This window comes from Cupriavidus sp. IK-TO18, from assembly GCF_015549295.1.
Lineage (GTDB): Bacteria > Pseudomonadota > Gammaproteobacteria > Burkholderiales > Burkholderiaceae > Cupriavidus > Cupriavidus oxalaticus_A.
Genome location: NZ_JADGMP010000010.1, coordinates 1 through 21,679, shown reverse-complemented (window position 1 = coordinate 21,679; position 21,679 = coordinate 1). Strand labels below are relative to the sequence as shown.

Here is a 21,679-nt window from a genome sequence, read left to right as displayed (position 1 = left end):
GGGAAAAGCTCGCCGGGCAATAAAAAACCCCATGCCCGCAGACAGGCATGGGGTTTGTGCCCGGCACCGGCCGGAACGTGCTTAGAGCTTGCGCGCGAAGCTGAACTGCGAGTAGGCCTGCTCGGCCACGTTGAACCACGCCGCCTCGTTGTTGCGGAACACGCGCCAGTCGTCGTAGATCTTCTTGAACGACGGGTTCTTGGCGGTTTCGTCGGCGTAGGCTTCCTGCGTCGCCTTGAAGCAGGCTTCCATGATCTCCTTGGAGAACGGGCGCAGCTTGACGCCGTTTTCCAGCAGGCGCGCCAGTGCCTGCGGGTTGACCGTGTCGTACTTGGCCATCATGGTGGTGTGGGCCTCGATGGTCGCCGTTTCCAGTGCGCGCTTGTACAGCGCCGGCAGCTTTTCGAACTCGCTGGCCGAGGCGTAGAACGACAGCTGCGCGCTGCCTTCCCACCAGCCCGGGTAGTAGTAGTACGGTGCCACCTTGTAGAAGCCCAGCTTCTCGTCATCGTACGGGCCCACCCACTCGGCCGCGTCGATGGTGCCCTTTTCCAGCGCCGGGTAGATGTCGCCGCCGGCGATCTGCTGCGGCACCACGCCCAGGCGCGACAGCACCACGCCGGCGAAACCGGCGATGCGGTACTTCAGGCCCTGCAGGTCGGCCACGGTCTTGATTTCCTTGCGGAACCAGCCGCCCATCTGCGCGTTTGTGTTGCCGCCCAGGAAGTTGACGACGTTGTATTCCTTGAAGAACTCGCGCATCAGCTTCATGCCGTTGCCTTGCAGCATCCAGGCGTTCTGCTGGCGCGCGGTCAGGCCGAACGGCACGGTGGTGTCAAAGCACAGCGTCGGGTTCTTCCCGAAGTAGTAGTAGCCGGCCGTGTGGCCGATCTGCACGGTGTTGTTCTGTACCGAGTCCAGCACCTGCAGGCCCGGCACGATCTCGCCCGCCGCGAACACCTTGATGTTGAACTTGCCGTCGGTCAGTTCCTTCACGCGCGCCGACAGCAGCTCGGCGCCGCCGAAAATGGTGTCGAGCGACTTGGGGAAGCTCGAGGCCAGGCGCCATTCCACGGCCGGGTTGCTGCCGACCACGGCCGGTGCTGCCGGACCGCTGGCGGCGGCAGGCGCTGCCTTCTCTTCGCCCTTGCCGCACGCGGCCAGTGCCCCGGTGGCGGCTACGGCCGACGCCTTCAACAGAAAGGAACGACGTTCCATCTCTACTTCTCCTCTTATAAATTTTGGTTCGGTTGCAAGCGCGCGGCTCGCTTGGTGCCGGGCGCGGGACCGTGACGCACATGCCGCCGGCGATCGTGTCGATAGGCGGCCTGCGCACGCTGTGCCTGTTGCGAACGGGCACGGCGGCGTGCCCTGCATGGCCGGGACTTGCGTCGCACGGCGAGGGCTGTCTTACCCGAAAGACAAGCCAGCCGATTATAGCGGTGGCCCTTTCGGCACGGAGCATCGTGCCAATGCGGGTTTTCGCTAGTCGATTGCGACAGGAAGCGTGTGATTTTCGCATTGTGAGACGGGCAACACTGTGAGGGATTTTGTAACCCGGCTTGCGGTCAAATGGACCGGCTGATAAAAAACAGTCCCCGCCTTCGGCGGGTTTTGTTCGATCCAGCCGCGTGCTCAGCCCGCTGGAATCGTCGTTTCGCCTTGTTGTCGTCGTGCCCTCCGCCTTGCTGACCTCCTCCTGCCGGCTTGCCGCCGAACCCTCCTGCCTGCGCGCTGCCGCCGGCCTGGGCGGCTTGCCCCTGCGCCGCATCGGCTTTGCCGTGCTGGCAGCCTGGGGGTTGGCGGCGTGCGCGCAGACGATCGCCCCGTTGGCTGTCGCCCCTGACGACGGCACGCAGCCTCCGCGCATTGCGCAGCGGCCGGCGGTGCCGCCGGTGGTACTGGCCGCGCCTGCAGCGCCTGTCGCGCAAGCCGCGACCGCGCCGGCAGCCACCGCGGGCCAGGACGACCCGCTGGCGGCGCTGATCGCGGGCGATGCGTCCACGGCTCCCAGCGGGACCGTCCCGGTTGTGGCGCCTGCAGCGGCGGCCACGCCGTCCGAAGGCAGCGCCCCCGCGACCGTTGCCGCCACCGGCGCCGCGGATCCGGCTTTCGTAGGACCGCCGGAGCCGCCGGCGCCGGCACCGCCGCCGCTAGTGCTGTTCCCGCCGCGTCTGGGTGAGTTCCAGGCCGATCCGCCTGCCGCGCCGCCCCCGGCAAGGGCCGAGGCTCTGGCGGAGGCTGCTGGCGATGCCACCACCACGGCGCAAGCGCCTGCCGAGGCGCCGCCTGTGTTGCGCTCGCAACTTCCCGCCGACGATCCTGCGGGCGACTCGGTGTGGCGCCTGGGCTACAGCGGCCGCGCCGCCGTCGAAGACCGCCCGGCGACCATGCGCGCCTGCCCGGGCGGCGCGCTGTCGACCGGCATCGGCAGCGGCCTGGCCTGCCGCAGCGCCGGCGAAGTGAAAATCCGCGAGTCGGTGCTCGATGTCGATGGCGGTCCGCAGGTGATGCTGATCGCCCAGGCGCGCGGCACCGACGCCACCACCGTCAACGGCCGCCCCGCCGCGATCGATCCCTACGCGCTGGTGCCGCAGTTCTATACCGCCGTCAGCGGCCTGGCTGTGCTGGACGGCGCCACCATGTGGGCGGGCCGGCGCGACAATGCGCCGTTCCTGATGTCGTCCGGCCTGCTGCCGCCCAATTCCACGGCGATGCGCTTCGGCATCGACAACGCCAGGGTGATCGGCGACATCGGCCTGAACTACCAGTACACCGCGCGCGCGGACCAGAACGGCCAGAACCTGCCGAGCTACCACTCGCTGCGCACCGCGCCCATCCCGACCAACGACAAGGGCACGGTGCAACTCGGCTTCACCCGCGTCGAAGCCCAGCCGATGGTGCAGGACACCGGCGGCGCATGGTGGGCGTCGGCGCTGCACGAGCAGAAAGGCGTGCTGTACGGCACCAATCGCCTGGGCATGCAGTTTGGCTCAGGCTCGCGCAGTGCCATGACCGGCTACACCGGCATGGGGCCATCGCTGTCGCGCATGCGCGTGGCGGAATCGATCGAATGGAGGGGCCGCTCGGGTCTGGGCGGCGCGGTGGAACAGAGCCTGCAGTTCGATCGATCGCCGGTCGGCACGCTGCAGTGGACCACCACGCGCGTACGCCCCGCCTATGTGGCGAGCGACCAGTTCCGGCTGAACTTCGAGGTATCGCACGACCAGATTTCGTCGGGCTTCGGCGTCAGCGGCCAGCGCACCGCGCTGACGGTGGCGCCCACGCTGACGCTGGGCAAGTCGGCCGGCAACGCCAACCTGCGCGCGTTCTATACCTACAGCCGCGCCAGCGACGTGGACGGCATCGGCTATACCGCGCCGGCCGACGCATGGGCGTCGCAGGCCAGCGGTTCGATCTTCGGCGTGCAGCTCAATCGGCGCTGGTAGCGCCAGTCTGCCAGTTGCGCCGCGTGGAAGCGGCGGTGGTTGCGGCGGTAATCGCGGCGGTGGTCGCGCTTTCGGCCTGGGCCGGGTTTGACGCATGCGCCGTGTCCTCCGCAGCCGGCGGCTTGCGGCACAGCCAGTGGAACACCAGCGTCGCCGCCAGGCCGCCGCCGAGCTGCGCCAGCACGAAGCCCGGCACATCGACCGGCCGGATCCCGGTGAAGGTATCGGTCAGTGCACAGGCAATGGTCAGCGCCGGGTTCGCGAACGACGTCGACGACGTGAACCAGTAACCCGCCGTGATATAGCCCGCCACCACGAACGGCACCAGCTGCGGCCGGCTGCGCAGCGTGCCGATGCCCACGCCGACCAGCCCGAAGGTCGCCACGCATTCGCTCCACCACATCGACGCACCGGTACGCGCCTGGCCCGACCACGCCACCGCCGGTTCGCCGAACATCGCATGCGCGGCCAGCACGCCGCACACGGCGCCGGCCAGCTGCACCGCCACGTAGCGCAGCGCATCGCGCGGCGTTAGCGTGCCTTGCACCAGCGCGGACAGGCTCACCACCGGGTTGAAGTGCCCGCCCGACACCGGCCCCAGCGAGACCAGCAGCGCCACCAGCCCGGCGCCGGTGGCCAGCGAATTGGCCAGCAGCGCCAGCGCGGTATCGCCGGCGGCAAGTCGCTCGGCACGGATGCCCGAGCCGATCACGATCGCCACCAGCAGCGCGGTGCCCAGTCCCTCTGCCACCAGGCGGCGGGCGCGCGTACTCATCGCTGCGCCCCCATGCCGGCGCGCAAGCGCAAGGTAGTGGCCACGAGTGCGGGACAGACGGGGGGAATTTGCAGCGGCAAGATCGGCAACGTCGCCTGAGACGACGCCTCATACGGTGGCATTCAGCGGGGGATTTTCCGTGCGCGATGCCAGGTCCCGCGCGGACGCGACAGTGTTCCGCCGGCGCCTCCGAGCGTCAATGCGCGGCGGCTTTGTTGTGTGCTGACGCCGGGTATCGAATCGACACCGCGGGCTGGCTCTCGTCTACACTAAGCCAGTCTGCACGGCCAGCACATCGATATCGCGCGCCTGCCCGCCGGCAGGCCAGGCCCGACCCCTGACCGCACCGACAGGAGCCCGCCCCATGTGGCGACGTTTGCTGCCGCAGCCGCGCTGGCTGCCCCGCCTTGCCGTCATGCGCCCGCAACGGGTCGTGCTGGCTTGCTTCGGCGCGGTGTTCCTGATCACGCTGGTGGTCGCCGCGCGCGAGCTGTACCTGGTGCGCGAGCGCGTCATCGGCGAGCGCCAGCATGCGCTGGTGCTGCGCGCGCTGGGCGTCGACGCAATCCTGTCCGCCGAACGCCGCCGCCTGTTTTTCCTGCGCGACTTCTCCGAGTATCTGTTCGCCCTGTACGCCAATGTCGGCACGGCCGATGCCGATATCGAGCGCGCCTATGCCGCCCGCAATGACGAGGCCTGGCAATTGCCCCTGCAGCGTGGCGATGCGCCACTGATCGGCGTCGGTCCCCGCAGCCTTGCCGGCCTCCAAGGCTTTGCCCGCCGCGATGCCGACCTGAAGGCCGACCTGATGGTCGGCCGCACGCTGAGCCAGCTGCTCGGGCTGGGGCTGCACGGCGACCTGATCCAGGGCAATGCGCTGTTCATCTCGTCCAATGGCTTCTTCGCTATCTATCCGCCGCAGGATCCTGCCAAGGCCGTCCGGCTGATGCAGCGATTCGACAGCATGGACTACTATCGCGGCCACATGCCGGCGCGGAACCCGACCCGGTCAATCCATTGGGCGCCGCTCTATACCGAATTCGAGGGTTCGCGCGTGCTGACGACGATCAGCATCCCGGTCTATGCCGGCAGCCAGTTCCGCGGCGTGATCGCCGTCGACGTCGCGCAGCAGCGCCTGCACGAGCTGCTGGGTGCCGCCAGCGAGCCGGGCACGGTGCACTACATGGTCAATGTGCACGGCGACGTGGTGTCGTCATCCGGCAGCGGGTTCACCGGCCTGCGGAAGTGGCCCGAGGCCATACCCGGAGACTGGTCCGGGCATGGCGTGGCGGAGTTGTTCGCGCGGGGCTCCGGCATGCTCGGCCACAACGGCGACCTGCTGTTCTTCCAGCGCGCGGGGCAAAGCCCGTGGCTGGTGGTCGACGTGCTGCCGCTGTCTTCGCTGGCACCGGCGATGTTCAGCCGATTGAGCGGACCCCTGCTGATCGTCTGGCTGCTGTTGCCGCTGCTGCTGTGGGTCACGATGCGCGTGGTCACGCAGCTGTTCGATCACTACCTTGCGCTGGGCGAGAAGCTGCAGGAACTGGCGCAGCAGGACCCGCTCACCGGCCTGGCCAACCGCAGGCATTTCCGCGCCAGCTTCGGGCGTGAGGCCAGGCGCCAGCAACGCGGCGGTACCGCGCTGTCGGTGCTGCTGATCGATATCGATTTCTTCAAGAAGGTCAACGACCGCTGGGGGCACGCCAGCGGCGACCGTGTGCTGGGAGCGCTGGCGCAGGCCCTGCACGGCACGCTGCGCGGGTTCGACCTGCCCGCGCGCCTTGGCGGCGAAGAGTTCGCCGTGATGTTGCCGCAGACCGGCCTGGCCGATGCGGTGCGGATCGCGGAGCGCCTGCGCGAGGCGATCGCCGGCTGTGCGGTGGCGGCCGAGCCGGAAGCCGAGCCCGAGTCCGATCCCGCGCTCCATGCCGCAGACGCGGGAACCTCGGGCCCCGAGCGCGTAATCCGCTTCACGGTCTCGATCGGCGTGGCCGAATCGCCGGCCGACGCCCCGCTCGCGCTGGACGCGCTGCTGGCGATCGCCGACCGGCGCCTCTACGATGCCAAGACGCACGGGCGCAACCGCGTCGTCAGCGACGACGGGCTGCATGCGGGCGAAGCGGATATATCGGAGCGCTCGACCTGAGTTCGCACCTGAGTTTGCACCCCGGTTCGCCTCAGCGCAGCAGGAACGCGATATCGTCGACGCCGATCTCCGACACCTGGATGCCCTTGCGGCGCTGGAACAGGATGTGCTGCTGCACGCGGCTGCGCTGCTCGGCGAAGACCGCTGGATCGATCGGCGTACCCAGTCGCATGTAGTGCTGCACCAGCAGCTTGTAGGCGCGATGGCGCACCTGCATGGCCTCGGCCACGGCTCGCAGCCGCCGCATCTCGGCCGGACTGCGGTCCACCGCCTGGTGCAGTTCGTCGACGGTGCGGGCATGGAGTTCGCGATAGACGTCGCGTTCCGCCTCGGCCTGGTGCAAGGCGTCGCGCAACTCGCGGATCTTGCGCTGCAGTTTCAGCGTCTGCGTCACGGCCTGCTGGACCTTGCCGGCCGCGCCCAGTGCCTGGCTCGCCGCGGCCATGGTGCTCTTCCACAGGCCGCGCTCGCCGCCCGTCCCGATCAACGTATCCATCTGACCCCCGGTAGAAAGGACTTCCCTGCGCCGGGTACCGCATTGTTCTGTAGCCGAGAGCGGTTTTGCCGGCGCGCGACGCGCTGCCAGGTGGCAGGGCATCAGGCAATCCTAGAGATACCTATAACGGGTGCCAAGTAGAAGATATTTACTTCTGGATTGGGTGTTGCGTGGCAGGCAAAGACATTGGCCTTGATGCCAGCGGGCCGGACCATGACCGACACCGCTTTCCAAAAGCAAAAAAGCCCGGCTGCAAGAGCCGGGCTTTTTTATTCTGGTGGCCTGGGACGGAATCGAACCGCCGACACAAGGATTTTCAATCCTCTGCTCTACCGACTGAGCTACCGGGCCAAAGAAATGAGACTATAACCGTTGTCTTTGGCGCCGTCAAGCGACATCTGCGTCACTGGCTCACTGCTCGGCCGGTTCAGGCTTGTTGCGGCCCAGTTCGACACCGAGCTGCTTGAGCTTGCGGTACAGGTGGGTACGCTCCAGCCCGGTCTTCTCGGCCACGCGAGTCATGCTGCCGTGTTCGCGCAGCAGGTGGTACTCGAAGTAGGCGCGCTCGAACAGGTCACGCGCTTCACGCAACGGCATGTCGAACGAGAACTGCATCTCGGCCTCGGGCACGCGCGCAGGGCTGCCATTGGCGGCGGTCTCGGCTGCGGCTTCCGGTGCGGCGGTGGCGCTGGCGGATTCGGCCGAAGGAGCGCTTGCCGGCGCGGCGGTGGCGGCGGGAGCGCTGCGCGGGCGTTCGATGCCGCGTGCCAGGCCCTGCTCCACCGCGGACAGCAGCTTCTGCAGCGCGATCGGTTTTTCCAGGAAATTCAGCGCGCCGATCTTGGTGGCCTCGACCGCAGTGTCGATGGTGGCATGGCCCGACATCATGATGACGGGCATGCTCAGCTGGCCCTGCGCGGACCATTCCTTGAGCAGGCTGACGCCATCGGTATCGGGCATCCAGATATCGAGCAGCACAAGGTCAGGTGTGCCGCCCGCGCGGTATTCGCGCGCCTGCTGCGCGTTCTCCGCGAGTTCGACCACGTGGCCTTCGTCGCTGAGGATCTCCGAGAGCAGCTCCCGGATTCCCATTTCGTCATCGACTACGAGGATGGTTGCCATACTTCCCCTCTTAACCCCACCGCAGCGTTCCGGGACCGGATCGCCAAAAGTTGACTATGCCAGTTTAACGAACAGGATCGAGATCTGTGCACCGACGACCTCCGCACCTTCCAGGCGATTGCGCAACTCGATGCGCGCACCGTGTTCGTCAATGATCTTCTTTACCATCGCAAGCCCGAGACCCGTGCCCTTGGCTTTGGTGGTCACGTAGGGCTCGAACGCGCGGCTCAGGATCCGTGGTGCAAAGCCGGGGCCATTGTCCGCAACGGTGAGCTTGACGGCCTGCCGGTTTTCGCCGGCAGAATCTTTGTATTCTACAGTCTCGGTGTTCAGAGTGATATGGGGCGCCGCCCTACCCGCCGCCACGTTCTCGGCGGCCGCATCCTGCGCGTTCTGCAGCAGGTTGTGGATGACCTGCCGCAGTTGCGTAGGGTCGCCCTTGATCTCGGGCAGCGCAGCGCCCAGCGCCGGATGGATCACCGGATGCTCGTGCAGCGCGGGATCGTCGATGCCATACAGATGCAGCACCTCTGACACCAGGCTGTTGAGCTGCAGCGATTGCAGCACCGCGGGCGGCGTGCGCGCGTAGTCGCGGAAATCGTCGACCATGCGCTTCATCGCCGCCACCTGGCTGACGATCGTGGCCGCGCCGCGCTTGAGCACGTCGACGTCGGTGCCTTCCAGCTTGGGCGAGAGCTTCATCTGCAGCCGCTCGGCCGACAGCTGGATCGGCGTCAGCGGGTTCTTGATCTCGTGCGCGAGGCGACGGGCCACTTCGCCCCAGGCCACCGAGCGTTGAGCGGAAATCACATCGGAAATATCGTCGAAGACGATGACGTAGCCGGGCTCGTCGCGCTCGCCGCCGGGCAGCCGCGCGCCGCGCACCAGCAGCGTCAGCGGTTGTTCGTCCATGCCGCCGCCGTGGCCCTGCGGCAGCTCGATCTGCTTCTGCCAATGCTCGGCGCCGCCCAGCACCTCGCTGGTGTTCTGATCGGAGAACGCCTGGCGCACGATCTCGCCGAACGGGCCCATCCCCGGGATCTGCTCCACCGGCAGTCCCAGCACGGCGCCGAACGGCTGGCGGAAGATGCGCTCGGCGCCGGGGTTGGCGGTGATCAGCACGAAGCGCCGGTCGAATACCAGCACGCCCGCGGTCAGGTTCTGCAGCACGCTTTCCAGGTAGGCCTTTGACTGCTCCAGCGCCGCGCGGTTTTCTTCCACCGCCAGGCGCGCCTCGGCCAGCTGCCGCGTCATCTGGTTGAACTGCTGGGTCAGCATGCCGAGTTCGTCGCGGCTCTTCAGCTCGCGCTTGGGCGACAGGTCGCCCTCGGCCACTTCCTTGGTCCCCTGCAGCAGCATCAGCAGCGGCCGCGCCAGCTGGCCGCCGAGCAGCAGGGCCAGCATCACCGCGATAAAGACCGCGAGGAACAGCGTCAGCGTCAGCGTCCCGATATACATCTTGCGCAGGCCGGTGCGGCCCAGCGCTTTCTCCTGGTACTCCTGGTAGGCACGCTGCACCTCGTCGGCATTGCGCGCGAGCACGGCCGGCACGGGGTGCAGCACCTGCAGGTAACGCTCCTCGCGCACGGTCTCGCCGACCAGGCCGAAGCCGCTCGACGGCGCTTCCTCGGGACGGCGCTCCACCGACAGGCCCGACCCGGCCCAGCGCGGGCGCGGTGTCGCGCGCGGCGTGCTCGCGGCCACCTGCTCCTGCGCGGTGGTCGGCGCCGCGCCCAGCGGGATGATCACGCGCAGCCGGTACAGGGGGGTGCCTTCGACGCGCTCGGCGCCCTGGCTGTCCTGCGTCGGATCGGTGCCGCCTTCGACCGCGGCGTAGCCGCCCGCCAGCCGCGCCTGCTCCGCCAGCACGCCCGAAGGCAGGTCGGGCACCAGCGCGGCGTAGTTGCTCGATGCGGTGGCCAGCACGCGGCCGCTGCCGGTGAAGATTGCCGCCTCCTGCACGCCGTATTGCTCGCGCAGCCGGCTCAGCTGCAGCGACGTGGACACGCCCGACGAACCGGAGAGCTGCTCGGCCATCAGCCGCGCCTTGCCCTGCAGGTCTGCCAGCGCGCTGTCGATGGTGGAGCGGCCTAGGTTGAGGCCGGCTTCGAGCGCGGTTTCCACGCGCACGTCGAACCAGGACTCGATGCTGCGCGAAACGAACTGCAGCGACACCAGGTAGATCAGCACGCCCGGCAGCACGCCCACCACGCCGAAGAACACCGCGAGCTTGGTCATCAGCCGCGTGCCGAACTTGCCGCGGCGGTAGCGCAGCCACAGCGTCACCGCGAGCGCGCCGACGATCAGCACCAGCAGCGCGCCGATCACCAGGTTCACCTTGAACAGCAGCGTGAAATAGCGATCGAAGAATTCGGTATTGGCCGATGCCCCGGCCAGCAGGCCGACCAGCACCAGCGCCAGGAACACGATGATGCCTGCCACGACGCGATACAGCACGCGCCGGAAACGGCTGTCCCACAGCGAAGTGTTCATGGCTGGCTTGAGGCGGACAGCGCCGGCTGCGCCAGCAGCGCGGGCGACAGCGCGCTCGATACCGCCTGCACGAACACGGTGTTGCGCGGCTCCGCCGCGGCGGCGGGTGCGCCCGGCGCAGACGCGGGCGCCGGCATGGGCATGGGCATGGGTGCGGCAGGTGAAGCGGGCAGCGGCGGCGGCGCCGGAACCGCGGGCACCGGCACCGGCGTCGGGATCGCGTTCAGGTCCGTCGGCACGGTGTAGATAAAGCGCCGCCAGTCCGAAGCCAGGTTCCAGTCGCGCGTATTGACCGCATTGATCTGGAACGGCTTGGGCAGTTGCGACAGGTCCAGCCGCATGCGCACCTGCGCGTGATAGCTCTCGCCGGGCTTGACCGCGTTGCGCTCGAACACGCGCCAGCCGCGTACCCGCTGGACAAACTGCAGCGCGCTCTTCAGCCGCGAGAACGGCAGCTGCAGGCCGCCGGTGGAAATGCGGTATTGCCGCGTCAGCGGCTGGTAGGACAAGCGCACGCTGCGGCTGGTGTTGACCGGCTTGTCGTCGAACCAGTACCAGCGCGGCCGCGTCAGCTCGAAATCGACCACGAAATATAGCGATATGCCCTTGTGCAGCGCGTCTTCCAGCGCGGGCGGCAGGTCGAACTCGAAGCTCGCAGCCAGTTCGAAGCCACCGTCCTGGTATTCGATGCGGGCCTCGGTAGCCTCGATCACCTGCGCCTGGGCGGCAGGCGGCAGCCACAGCAGCAGAGCCAGCGCGAGCATCAGCACACGCATGCACGCCCGCAGTTGCGTCCGCAGTTGCGTCATTCCCGCGGCGAAATCCACGGTAACGCGGCAGTCTGATGGGCGCGGCGTGCTCGGCATCGGATCAGATCAGGCGCGTTTCTGGAAGCGGGCGTAGAAAAAGCCATCGTGATCCGATGGCAGGCTGGCGTGGCCAGGGTCCTTTTCACCTTGTTCGCCGGCCGAGTGCGTTGTCGTACGGGTGCCGGGCAGCAGCTGCCCCGGCGCCTGCAATCGTATCGCATCTGCCAGTTGTGCACCAAACCAGCGCGCCTGCTCCTCGCCTTCCGTTGGGAAAATAGAACACGTGACGTAGACCAGGATGCCGCCCGGCTTGAGCAGCGGCCACAGCTGCGACACGATGCGGCGCTGCTCGGTGATCAGCTTGGCGATATCGGTCTCACGGCGCAGCCAGCGGATATCGGGATGGCGCCGCACGATGCCGGAGGCCGAGCACGGCACGTCGGCCAGGATGCGGTCGAAGGGCTGGCCGTCCCACCAGTCGGCGGGCCGGCTGGCATCGCCCACCACGATGCGGGCCTGCGTGCCGAGGCGCGCGAGGTTCTCGTTGATGCGCGTGGCGCGCTGCGGGTCGCTTTCCACCGCAGTCACGTCGATGTCGGCAAGCTCCAGCAGGTGGCCGGTCTTGCCGCCGGGCGCGGCGCAGGCATCGAGCACGCGCATGCCGTCGGCCACCTCGAGCAGCGGCGCGGCCAGTTGCGCGCCGGCGTCCTGCACCGACACCGTGCCTTCGGCGAAGCCCGGCAATTGCGTCACCGGCACCGCGCGCACCAGGCGCACGGCCTGCGGGCCGACCACGGTGCCGGCGAGACCGGCATTGGCCAGGTCGGTCTGGTATTGCTTCACGCTGACCCGCGCGGTGTTGACGCGCAGCGTCATCGGCGGGCGCACGTTGACGCTCGCGGCGAGATCGGTCCACTGCTCCGGGTACGCCTCGCGCAGCATGCGCAGCCACCACGGCGGCAGGTTCCAGCGCGCCTGTTCGTCGCGGTTGACCTCGGCCAGCAGCGCCTTGCGCTCGCGCAGGAAACGGCGCAGTACCGCGTTGACCAGGCCGCGGGCGTGCGCAGTCTTGGGTTCCGACGCGGCCGCGCTGACCGCCTGATCGACCACCGTGAAGGTGCTGTAGCCGGCGCGGCCCGGGGTGCCCGGCGTCGCGCCCTGTGCCGCGTCCTGGCTGTCTTTGTCCTGCCGCTGGCCCGGTGCCTGCTCGAGCAGCAGCGCAAGCGCCACCGCCAGCAGCGAGTCCACCTGCGCGCCAGGCGGGCGCGTGACCAGCTTCGTCACCAGCGCACGCGCGGTGCCGAACTGGCGCATGGTGCGGTAAGCGATGTCCTGCAGCGCACCGCGCGTGGCGGCATCGCGCACGCGGTCCAGGCGCAACTGCGCGGCGGCGTCTTCGATCGCCTGCGGCAAGGCGGTGCCTTCGCTGACGGCGCGTACCGCGGCGGCGGCGCCAAGCATCTGGAAGGCAAGCGAATCGGGAGGCAGGCGCATATCGGTCAGGCAGCGGGTGAGGCGGCAGGTAAGTCGTGAATCGGTGGGCAGCCGGGCGAGGGCAAGAAAAATGCCCGCTGGTCCATGTTTAAACCAGCGGGCAGTTTACCTTGTGTGGGAGCCGCGCTCCGGAATTGAGCCACATTGGCTCCCCGGCGGGCTCCCCAGGGACCCCGCGAACTCCCGCCCGATCAGGCGGGATAGGTCCCGGTCTGCGCCATCTGCATCAGGCGCGAGATGCGTTCCTCGGTCGCCGGGTGGGTCGAGAACAGGTTGGCGATGGCGCCGCCCGAGAGCGGGTTCATGATCATCATCTGCGCCGTGGCCGGGTGCTCCTCGGCCGCCTGGAACGGGATGCCCTGCGCATAGCGGTGGATTTTGTCGAGCGCGCTGGCCAGCGCCTGCGGGTCGCCGCAGATCTCGGCGCCGCCGCGGTCGGCTTCAAATTCGCGCGCGCGCGAGATCGCCATCTGGATCAGCGAGGCCGCCAGCGGCGCCAGGATTGCCACCGCAATGCTGGCGATGGGATTGGTGCGGTTGCCGTTCTCGTCGCGGCCGCCGAAGAACATCGCCATGTTGGCCAGCGCGGAAATGGCACCGGCCATGGTCGCGGCAATGGTCGAGGTCAGGATGTCGCGATGGCGCACGTGCGCCAGCTCATGCGCCATCACGCCGCGCAGCTCGCGCTCGGACAGTACGCGCAGGATGCCGGTGGTCGCGGCCACCGCGGCGTGTTCCGGGTTGCGGCCGGTGGCGAAGGCGTTCGGCGCGTCTTCATTGATCAGGTAGACGCGCGGCATCGGCAGGTTGGCGCGCTGCGCCAGCTCCTGCACCATGCCGTAGAACTGCGGCGCGGTACTGGCGTCGACTTCCTGCGCGTTGTACATGCGCAGGACCATCTTGTCCGAGAACCAGTAGGAGAAGAAGTTCATGCCGAGCGCGAGCAGCAGCGCCATCATCATGCCGCTGCGTCCGCCGATCATGCCGCCGATGACGATGAACAGCGCCGTGATGGCCGCCATCAGCATGAAGGTCTTGACCCAGTTGAACATTGCGGTGATCTCCATGTAGTGGACCGCGCCGGCTGCTGCAAGACGTTGCAAAACATGCCGGTGCGATGACCGTTAGATAGGGGCCAACACCAGAAAATTCAACTGCTTGCGGGGACCAGCCGCCGCACCATGGCGCATGACGCACACGAAGTGCTTGCCGCGCCGGCTTGACTGATTATGCCTGCGCCGCGCCATTGCCGGGGACCACGCAGCGCGTGCCCGGCGGCACCGGCATGGCCTGCAGGAACTGCTGCGCCGGCTGGCGGCGCCCGCCCGGCTTCTGCAGCTCGGTCACCTGCAGGGCGCTGCCGTCGCCGCAGGCGATGATGATGCCGCCGGCATCGGCCGCCAGCACCGTCCCGGGCGGGTGCGGCAGGCTGCTGGCCGCGGCCAGCGGCATTGCCTGCCAGCACTTGATGACGGTATCGCCGACCTGCACGGTGGCGCCGGGGAACGGGTTGAAGGCGCGTACCTGGCTGGCCAGCGCCGTGGCCGGGCGGCGCAGGTCCAGCGGCGCCTCGTCCTTGGCGATCTTCTCGGCGTAGGTGACGCCGGCTTCGGGCTGTTTCGTCGCCGCCAGCGCGCGGCCAGCGGCCAGTTCCTGCAGCGCGGCGACGGTCATGCGCGCGCCCAGCGCGGCCAGCTTGTCGTGCAGCGTGCCGGTGGTGTCGTCGGCGCCGATCGGTACGGCCTCGCGCGTGAGCATGTCGCCGGTGTCCAGGCCCTCGTCCATCTGCATCAGCGTGATGCCGGTCTCGGCATCGCCGGCCTCGATGGCGCGGTGGATCGGCGCCGCGCCGCGCCAGCGCGGCAGCAGCGAGCCGTGGATGTTGAGGCAGCCCAGGCGCGGCAACTCCAGCACCTCGGCCGGCAGGATCAGGCCGTAGGCGGCGACCACCATCACGTCGGGGGCGAGTTCCGCCAGCGTGTCCACGGCCGCCGCGGCCTCTTCCGGATACTTGCCTTGCCGGCGCAGCGAACGGGGCTGCAGCACCGGGCCCAGCCCGTTGGCCACCGCGTACTGCTTGACCGGGCTTGCCTGCAGCTGCATGCCGCGGCCCGCGGGCCGGTCCGGCTGCGTCAGCACGGCCACCACAGGAAAGCCGGCGGCGTGGATGGCTTCAAGCGCGACGCGCGCGAACTCGGGCGTGCCGGCAAAGGCGACACGCAGGGGCTTGGCTTGGGACATGGCAGGTTCCGAGGTGAATACTGGCTGAAAGCGCGGGCTGAAAGCGCAACCGGCCGCTATCGCGGCCGGTACGTTTGTTCTTCGGAAGTCATAAAGATAGCAGACCCCGCGCGCGTGTCGAGCGCAGGCGGCGGATTCCGCCGTGCTGTTACATCTTCGCGCGCTTCTCGCGGATGCCGCGCGCGCGACTTACATGCGCGTGCGTTCGCGCTTCTGCAGCTTGCTCTTGATGCGGTTCAGCTTCAGCGGCGACAGGTACTCGACGAAGACCTTGCCGCGCAGGTGGTCGATCTCATGCTGGATACATACGGCCAGCAGGTCGTCGGCGTCCAGCTCGAAGGTCTCGCCCTTCTCGTTGAGCGCGCGCACGCGCACGCGGTCGGGGCGCTCGACGCGGTCATAGATCTCGGGCACCGACAGGCAGCCCTCTTCCCACACCTTGCGCTTGTCGCTGGCCCAGACGACTTCCGGATTGATAAAGACCTGGAGCTGGTCGCGCGTTTCGGAAACGTCGATCACCACCACCTGCTCGTGGACGTTCACCTGCGTCGCGGCCAGGCCGATGCCCGGCGCTTCGTACATGGTCTCGGCCATGTCCTTCACCAGCTGGCGAATACGGTCGTCCACGGCCGCGACAGGTTTCGCGACGGTGTGCAGACGGGGATCGGGGTAGGTCAGGATGTCGAGTTTTGCCATGATGCTAGGGCGCAACGCCCGCTTGAGCGAGCGGCCCGGCCGCGTTGCGGCGTCGGGACTTTACATGCAGAATCGGGGCGCCAGTACAAAAAATCAAGGCGCGCCGAAGCAGGCACGCTCTCCAGGGTCAATCCGGCCGAACCACCGGCCGGTTCAGGAAAATGCGCGATCTTACCAAAGAACACCAGGCGGCGTCGGGCCGCAGGCTGCACGCGTTCACCCTCACATTGCTGAGTGCCGCCGGCATCACTGCCGCGGCAACACTGCCCGCCAGGGCCGCCGACCTGACGGTCACGGCGGCGCAGCAGGCCGAGGCCCAGCGCACTGCCCGCCAGGGCATCCCGATCGCCGATCTCGCTCCCAATGCGCCCTCGCAGTACACCGTGCGCAACGGCGACACGCTGTGGGGCATTTCGGGCCGATACCTGCGCCAGCCGTGGCGCTGGCCCGAGTTGTGGGGGATGAACCAGCAGCAGATCCGCAACCCGCACCTTATTTACCCCGGCCAGATCCTGTACCTGATCCAGCGCGACGGCCGCGCCTGGCTGTCGACCACCCCCGCGGGCAACGGGACTGTGCAACTGTCACCTCGCGTGCGCGGCGGCGATGTGGACGGCGCCGCCATCCTCAGCATTTCCGCCAGCGATATCGAGCCGTTCCTGATCCGGCCGCTGGTGGTCGACGAAGGCACGCTTGCAACCTCAGCACGGATCGTCGCGGTGCCCGAATCGCGCGTGTACCTGGGCCGCGACGACAGCGCCTACGCGCGCGGCATTGCGCCCGATGCGCCGGCCGGCAGCGACTGGCAGGCCTACCGGCCGGTCACGCCGGTGCGCGATCCGGTCACCAACGCCGTGCTGGGCTATGAGGCCGAGTACGAGGGCAACGTCCGGCTGGCGCGCGGCGCGCAGGGCCCCGACGCGGTGTCCACGCTGCAGGTCACGCAGGCCCAGCAAGAGATGGGCGTGGGCACGATGCTGATGCCGCAGCCGGCGCGCGAAGCGGTGCGCTACGTGCCGCACGCACCCGATGTCGAGGTCGACGGCCGCGTTGCCAAGGTCTATGGCGGCGTCGAATTCGGCGGCGCCAAGCAGGTGGTGGTGCTCAACGTCGGCAGCAAGGCCGGGCTCGAGCCCGGGCAAGTGCTGGCGCTGTCGCGCACCGGCGAGACCGTACACGACCGGACCGACCAGAACCGCAGCATTCGCCTGCCCGACGAGCGTTACGGGCTCGCCTTTGTCTTCCGCGTGTTCCCCGGCGTGGCGTACGCGCTGGTGACCGACGCCTCCAACGTGATCGCGGTCGGCGACCGCGCCACCTCGCCGCGCTGAACCGGCCTTGGGGGATGGCGTGAAGGCATTGCCCCTGGCCGGCGAGATCCGGCAGGACAGCACGCGCGAGCCGCCTGACGTGCTCGCGTGGCTGCGGCTGGCCAACGCACCCGGCGTCGGCCCTGTGGCGATGCGGCGCCTGATGGCGGCATTCGGGCTGCCGCAGCAGGTGCTGGCGCAAAGCGTGGCGGCGCTGTCGGCGGTGGTACCGGCCAGGCTGGCGCGCGCCGTGCTGGCTGCCCCCGGCGCCGCGGTGTCGGCGCTGGCCGGCCGGACGCTGCGCTGGCTCGACACGCCCGGCAACCACCTCGTTACGCTCGCCGACGACGCCTATCCCCGACGCCTGTTCGACCTGGCCGATCCGCCGCCGCTGCTATATATCCAGGGCGATCCCGCGATGCTGGCCCGCCCCGCCGTGGCCATCGTCGGCGCGCGCTCGGCCACCGCGCAGGGCACGCGCGACGCGCTGACGTTCGGGCAAGGCTTGTCCGAGTCGGGGCTGACGGTGGTTTCGGGCCTGGCGCAGGGCATCGACGCGGCCGCCCATGCGGGCGGCCTGCGCGGCTGCGGCGGCACGGTGGCGGTGATCGGCACCGGGGCCGACCGCGTCTATCCCGCGGAGAACCTTTCATTGGCCCGCGAGGTGGCGCAGCGCGGCGCCATCGTCACCGAGTTCCCGCTCGGCATGCGCGGGCTGGCGGCCAACTTCCCGCGGCGCAACCGCATCATCGCAGCGCTTGCGCGCGGCGTGCTGGTGGTCGAGGCGGCAGCGCGCTCGGGTTCGCTGATCACGGCGCGGCTGGCGGCGGACCTCGGGCGCGAGGTGTTCGCGATTCCCGGTTCGATCCACGCGCCGCTGTCGCGCGGCTGCCACCTGCTAATCGGCCAGGGGGCGAAGCTGGTGGAATCGGTAGCGGACGTGCTCGACGAACTTGGCGCCCCCGCCCCACCCCCGGTCCCGGTCGTTGCGGCTCCGGACCACGATGTCACCGGCAAGGCCCGGCTTTCAGAACCGGCTGATACCCTGTTGCCGGCACTCGGCTACGATCCGGTTACGCTGGACGCGCTGTGCGAGCGCAGCGGCCAGCCCCCGGAGACGGTCGCGGCGCGCCTGCTGGAGCTGGAACTGGCCGGCATGGCCGAACGTCTACCGGGAAACCTGTTCCGGCGCCTCGGCTGAACCAGGCGTTTTGCCACAGCAAGGGGGCATGGCCCCCGATACCGATACAATCGCCGGCGTCCGCATGTCGCGGACGCCACATGACTCCGATGCCATGACCGTTTACTTTCCCGAGCGTGACGCCGCCGCGATTGCCGAATGCCTGGCGGCGCGGCCACAGGGCCGTCTGGTGGCTTGCCTGTGCGCGCAGTGGTGCGGTACCTGCCGGGATTACCTGAAGGCCCTGGAGACACTTGCCGGGCGCCATCCGCAGGACTGTTTCGTCTGGATCGATATCGAGACCCATGCCGATGCGCTCGGCGATATCGACATCGAGAACTTCCCGACGCTGCTGGTACAGCCGGCGTCGGGCGGCGCGCCGCAGTTCTATGGCACGCTGCTGCCGCATGTCGAGGTGCTGGAGCGCATGCTGACGCGCGGTGGCGCGATGCCGGCAAGCGCCGAAGATGTGCCACAGGTGCTGGACTGGCTACTTGCCGGGGAGGCTGGCGCCGCCTAGGCGGTGCCGGCGACAACGATGGCGCTTGCTTGCACCGTCGTTGAAACCGCGCTTATTATTGGCGCCTCAAAGCCTCCCGGCGTTCTGATTACTACGTTTGCAGTGCAATTAGCGGGTTGCCGGAAGCGGCTCGCAAGGACCCTTTCCCATGTCAAAAGCCCTCATCATCGCGGAAAAACCGTCGGTCGCGGCGGATATCGCCCGTGCCCTCGGGGGGTTTACCAAGCACGACGAGTATTTCGAGAGCGACGACTACGTGCTGTCTTCGGCAGTTGGCCACCTGGTCGAGATTGCCGCCCCGGACGAATACGAGGTCAAGCGCGGCAAATGGAGTTTTGCCAACCTGCCGGTGATCCCGCCGCATTTTGACCTGCGCCCGATCGCCAAGACCGAGTCGCGCCTGAAGGTGCTGAACCGCCTGATCAAGCGCAAGGACGTGACCGGCCTGATCAACGCCTGCGACGCGGGGCGCGAGGGTGAACTGATCTTCCGCCTGATCGCGCAGCAGGCCAAGGCCAAACAGCCGATCCGCCGCCTGTGGCTGCAGTCGATGACGCCGCAGGCCATCCGCGACGGCTTCGCCAGCCTGCGCGAGGACGAGGACATGCTGCCGCTGGCCGACGCCGCACGCTGCCGTTCCGAGGCCGACTGGCTGGTCGGCATCAACGGCACGCGCGCGATGACCGCCTTCAACAGCAAGGGCGGCGGCTTCTTCCTGACCACCGTGGGCCGCGTGCAGACGCCGACGCTGTCGATCGTGGTCGAGCGCGAAGAGAAGATCAAGCACTTCGTCCCGCGCGACTACTGGGAAGTGCGCGCCGAGTTCATCGCCGCCGCGGGCCTGTACGAAGGCCGCTGGTTCGACCCCAAGTTCAAGAAGAGCGAGTTCGATCCCGAGGCGCGCGAGTCGCGCCTGTGGAGCGAGGCCGAGGCCAAGAGCATCGTTGCCGCCTGCCGCGACAAGCCAGGCACCGTCACCGAGGAATCCAAGCCGTCGACGCAGCAGTCGCCGGCACTGTTCGACCTGACCACGCTGCAGCGCGAGGCCAACTCGCGTTTCGGCTTCTCGGCCAAGAACACGCTGGGCCTGGCGCAGGCGCTGTATGAGAAGCACAAGGTCCTGACCTACCCGCGTACCGACGCCCGCGCGCTGCCCGAAGACTACATGGACACGGTCAAGCAGACCATGGACATGCTGGCCGACAGCTCGCCCAACTACCTGCCGCACGCGAAGAAGATCCTGTCGCAGGGCTGGGTACGCCCGAACAAGAAGATCTTCGACAACAGCAAGATCAGCGACCACTTCGCCATCATCCCGACGCTGCAGGCGCCAAAGAATCTGTCGGAGCCGGAACAGAAGCTGTATGACCTGGTGGTGCGCCGCTTCCTGGCGGTGTTCTTCCCGGCCGCCGAGTTCCAGGTCACGACCCGCATCACCGAAGTTGCCGGACACCACTTCAAGACCGAAGGCAAGGTGCTGGTCAACCCCGGCTGGCTGGTGATCTATGGCCGCGAGGCGCAAGGCGACAAGGATGCCGCCAACCTGGTGCCGGTGGCCAAGGACGAGAAAGTCAAGACCGACAAGGTCGAGAGCGTCGGCCTGACCACCAAGCCGCCCGCGCGCTACAACGAAGCCACGCTGCTGTCGGCCATGGAAGGCGCCGGCAAGCTGGTGGACGACGACGCGCTGCGCGAGGCCATGGCCGGCAAGGGCCTGGGCACCCCGGCCACGCGCGCGGCGATCATCGAAGGCCTGCTGACCGAGAAGTACCTGGTGCGCGAAGGCCGCGAGCTGATCCCCACCGCCAAGGCGTTCCAGCTGATGACGCTGCTGCGCGGGCTGGGCGTGCAGGAACTGACGCAGGCCGAACTGACCGGCGAGTGGGAGCACAAGCTCTCGCAGATCGAGCGCGGGCGCCTGAAGCGCGACGAGTTCATGCTCGAGATCGCGCAGATGACGCAGCAGATCGTCAAGCGCGCCAAGGAATACGACAGCGACACCATCCCGGGCGACTACGCCACGCTGGACACGCCCTGCCCGCAGTGCGGCGGGCAGGTCAAGGAGAACTATCGCCGCTTCGCCTGCACCGCGTGCGAGTTCTCGATCAGCAAGATCCCCGGCGGGCGCCAGTTCGAGATCGAAGAGGTCGAGGAACTGCTGCTGAAGAAGGAAATCGGTCCGCTGCAGGGCTTCCGCAGCAAGATGGGCCGCCCGTTCGCCGCCATCCTCAAGCTGGGCAAGGACGACGAAGGCAATTTCAAGATGGAGTTCGACTTCGGCCAGAATGACGACGAGGGCGACGGCGAGCCGGTCGACTTCAGCGGCCAGGAGCCGGTCGGCACCTGCCCCAAGTGCGGCGGCGCGGTGTTCGAGCACGGCATGAAGTACGTCTGCGAGAACAGCGTGGCCAGCCCCAAGAGCTGCGACTTCACCACCGGCAAGATCATCCTGCAGCAGGAGATCAGCCGCGAGCAGATCGGCAAGCTGCTCAATGACGGCAAGACCGACCTGCTGACCGGCTTCAAGTCGTCGCGCACCGGCCGCAACTTCAAGGCCTTCCTGGTCAAGCAGCCGGACGGCAAGATCGGCTTCGAGTTCGAGGCGCGCGAGCCCAAGCCGGGCGCCAAGACTGCGGCAAAGACGGGATCGCGTGGCGCGGCCAAGGTGGCCGATGCCGAGCCGGCGGAGGCACCGGAGGGCAAGGCGTCGGCCAAGACCGCGGCCACGAAGACGGCCACAAAGACAGCGGCGAAGACGGCAGCGAAGACGGCAGCGAAGAAGACCGCCGCCACCAAGACCGCGGCCAAGAAGGTGCCCGCCAAGAGCGCGGCGCGCAAGACCGCTGTCGAAGCGGGCGAGTGACACCGTAACGGCAAAGGGGCCCGCAAGGGCTAATGCCGTTCAGTTAAGTCTGAACGGCATTTTTCTTTGCAGGGGTTGTAAACAA

General features: G+C 68.2%; 16 protein-coding genes and 1 tRNA gene. 6 read left to right on the top strand and 11 right to left on the bottom strand.

The features are described from left to right. Positions 1–81 precede the first annotated feature (81 nt). Entirely contained in the window at positions 82–1,218 is a 1,137-nt protein-coding gene (locus IPF36_RS09860; RefSeq protein ID WP_135706159.1) for a TRAP transporter substrate-binding protein, read from the bottom strand. A gap of 536 nt (positions 1,219–1,754) precedes the next feature. On the opposite strand from IPF36_RS09860, the gene IPF36_RS09855 reads away from it, so the two are divergent. Then, positions 1,755–3,449 (top strand): carbohydrate porin, encoded by a 1,695-nt coding sequence (locus IPF36_RS09855; RefSeq protein ID WP_195427890.1) that lies wholly within the window; start codon positions 1,755–1,757, stop codon positions 3,447–3,449. On the opposite strand, the gene IPF36_RS09850 is transcribed toward IPF36_RS09855, so the two are convergent. After that, positions 3,433–4,224: an MIP/aquaporin family protein gene (locus IPF36_RS09850; RefSeq protein ID WP_195427882.1), complete on the bottom strand. Its 792-nt coding sequence runs from the start codon at positions 4,222–4,224 to the stop codon at positions 3,433–3,435. The two genes, IPF36_RS09855 and IPF36_RS09850, sit on opposite strands and share 17 nt — an antisense overlap. A gap of 364 nt (positions 4,225–4,588) precedes the next feature. Between IPF36_RS09850 and IPF36_RS09845 the strand changes: the two genes are divergently transcribed. Continuing rightward, positions 4,589–6,370 (top strand): diguanylate cyclase, encoded by a 1,782-nt coding sequence (locus IPF36_RS09845; protein ID WP_195427881.1) that lies wholly within the window; start codon positions 4,589–4,591, stop codon positions 6,368–6,370. A gap of 31 nt (positions 6,371–6,401) precedes the next feature. Here the strand turns inward: IPF36_RS09845 and IPF36_RS09840 are convergent, their stop codons facing one another. From IPF36_RS09840 to def, 9 genes are all read right to left on the bottom strand, one after another. After that, positions 6,402–6,866: a hypothetical protein gene (locus tag IPF36_RS09840; RefSeq protein ID WP_135706163.1), complete on the bottom strand. Its 465-nt coding sequence runs from the start codon at positions 6,864–6,866 to the stop codon at positions 6,402–6,404. Between the two features lie 275 nt (positions 6,867–7,141). Beyond that, positions 7,142–7,217, bottom strand: a tRNA-Phe gene (locus tag IPF36_RS09835). A gap of 60 nt (positions 7,218–7,277) precedes the next feature. Continuing rightward, positions 7,278–7,988 (bottom strand): response regulator, encoded by a 711-nt coding sequence (locus tag IPF36_RS09830; protein WP_135706164.1) that lies wholly within the window; start codon positions 7,986–7,988, stop codon positions 7,278–7,280. Positions 7,989–8,042: 54 nt separating this feature from the next. Beyond that, entirely contained in the window at positions 8,043–10,481 is a 2,439-nt protein-coding gene (locus IPF36_RS09825) for a PAS domain-containing sensor histidine kinase (protein WP_135706165.1), read from the bottom strand. After that, the gene (locus IPF36_RS09820) at positions 10,478–11,347 is read right to left on the bottom strand and encodes a DUF4390 domain-containing protein (protein ID WP_195427880.1); all 870 of its coding nucleotides are present in this window, start codon (positions 11,345–11,347) and stop codon (positions 10,478–10,480) included. Before IPF36_RS09820 ends, IPF36_RS09825 begins: the two co-directional genes overlap by 4 nt. Before the next feature lie 9 nt (positions 11,348–11,356). Then, the gene (gene rsmB, locus IPF36_RS09815; protein WP_133096593.1) at positions 11,357–12,784 is read right to left on the bottom strand and encodes a 16S rRNA (cytosine(967)-C(5))-methyltransferase RsmB; all 1,428 of its coding nucleotides are present in this window, start codon (positions 12,782–12,784) and stop codon (positions 11,357–11,359) included. Positions 12,785–12,975: 191 nt separating this feature from the next. Then, complete coding sequence (gene htpX / locus IPF36_RS09810) at positions 12,976–13,836, bottom strand: zinc metalloprotease HtpX (protein ID WP_133096694.1); 861 nt, start codon at positions 13,834–13,836, stop codon at positions 12,976–12,978. Positions 13,837–14,011: 175 nt separating this feature from the next. Then, complete coding sequence (gene fmt / locus IPF36_RS09805; protein WP_133096594.1) at positions 14,012–15,025, bottom strand: methionyl-tRNA formyltransferase; 1,014 nt, start codon at positions 15,023–15,025, stop codon at positions 14,012–14,014. Positions 15,026–15,214: 189 nt separating this feature from the next. Next, positions 15,215–15,721, bottom strand: a complete 507-nt coding sequence (gene def / locus IPF36_RS09800) for a peptide deformylase (protein ID WP_133096595.1) — start codon at positions 15,719–15,721, stop codon at positions 15,215–15,217. Positions 15,722–15,882: 161 nt separating this feature from the next. Here def and IPF36_RS09795 point away from each other — a divergent pair, with 161 nt between their 5' ends. From IPF36_RS09795 to IPF36_RS09780, 4 genes are all read left to right on the top strand, one after another. After that, positions 15,883–17,052, top strand: coding sequence for a LysM peptidoglycan-binding domain-containing protein (locus tag IPF36_RS09795; protein WP_135706168.1), 1,170 nt, complete (start codon positions 15,883–15,885; stop codon positions 17,050–17,052). A 19-nt stretch (positions 17,053–17,071) separates the two neighbouring features. Beyond that, positions 17,072–18,232: a DNA-processing protein DprA gene (gene dprA / locus IPF36_RS09790; protein ID WP_243736962.1), complete on the top strand. Its 1,161-nt coding sequence runs from the start codon at positions 17,072–17,074 to the stop codon at positions 18,230–18,232. A gap of 94 nt (positions 18,233–18,326) precedes the next feature. Beyond that, complete coding sequence (locus IPF36_RS09785) at positions 18,327–18,731, top strand: thioredoxin family protein (protein WP_195427879.1); 405 nt, start codon at positions 18,327–18,329, stop codon at positions 18,729–18,731. A gap of 148 nt (positions 18,732–18,879) precedes the next feature. Further along, complete coding sequence (locus IPF36_RS09780; RefSeq protein WP_195427878.1) at positions 18,880–21,594, top strand: DNA topoisomerase III; 2,715 nt, start codon at positions 18,880–18,882, stop codon at positions 21,592–21,594. Positions 21,595–21,679 lie beyond the last annotated feature (85 nt).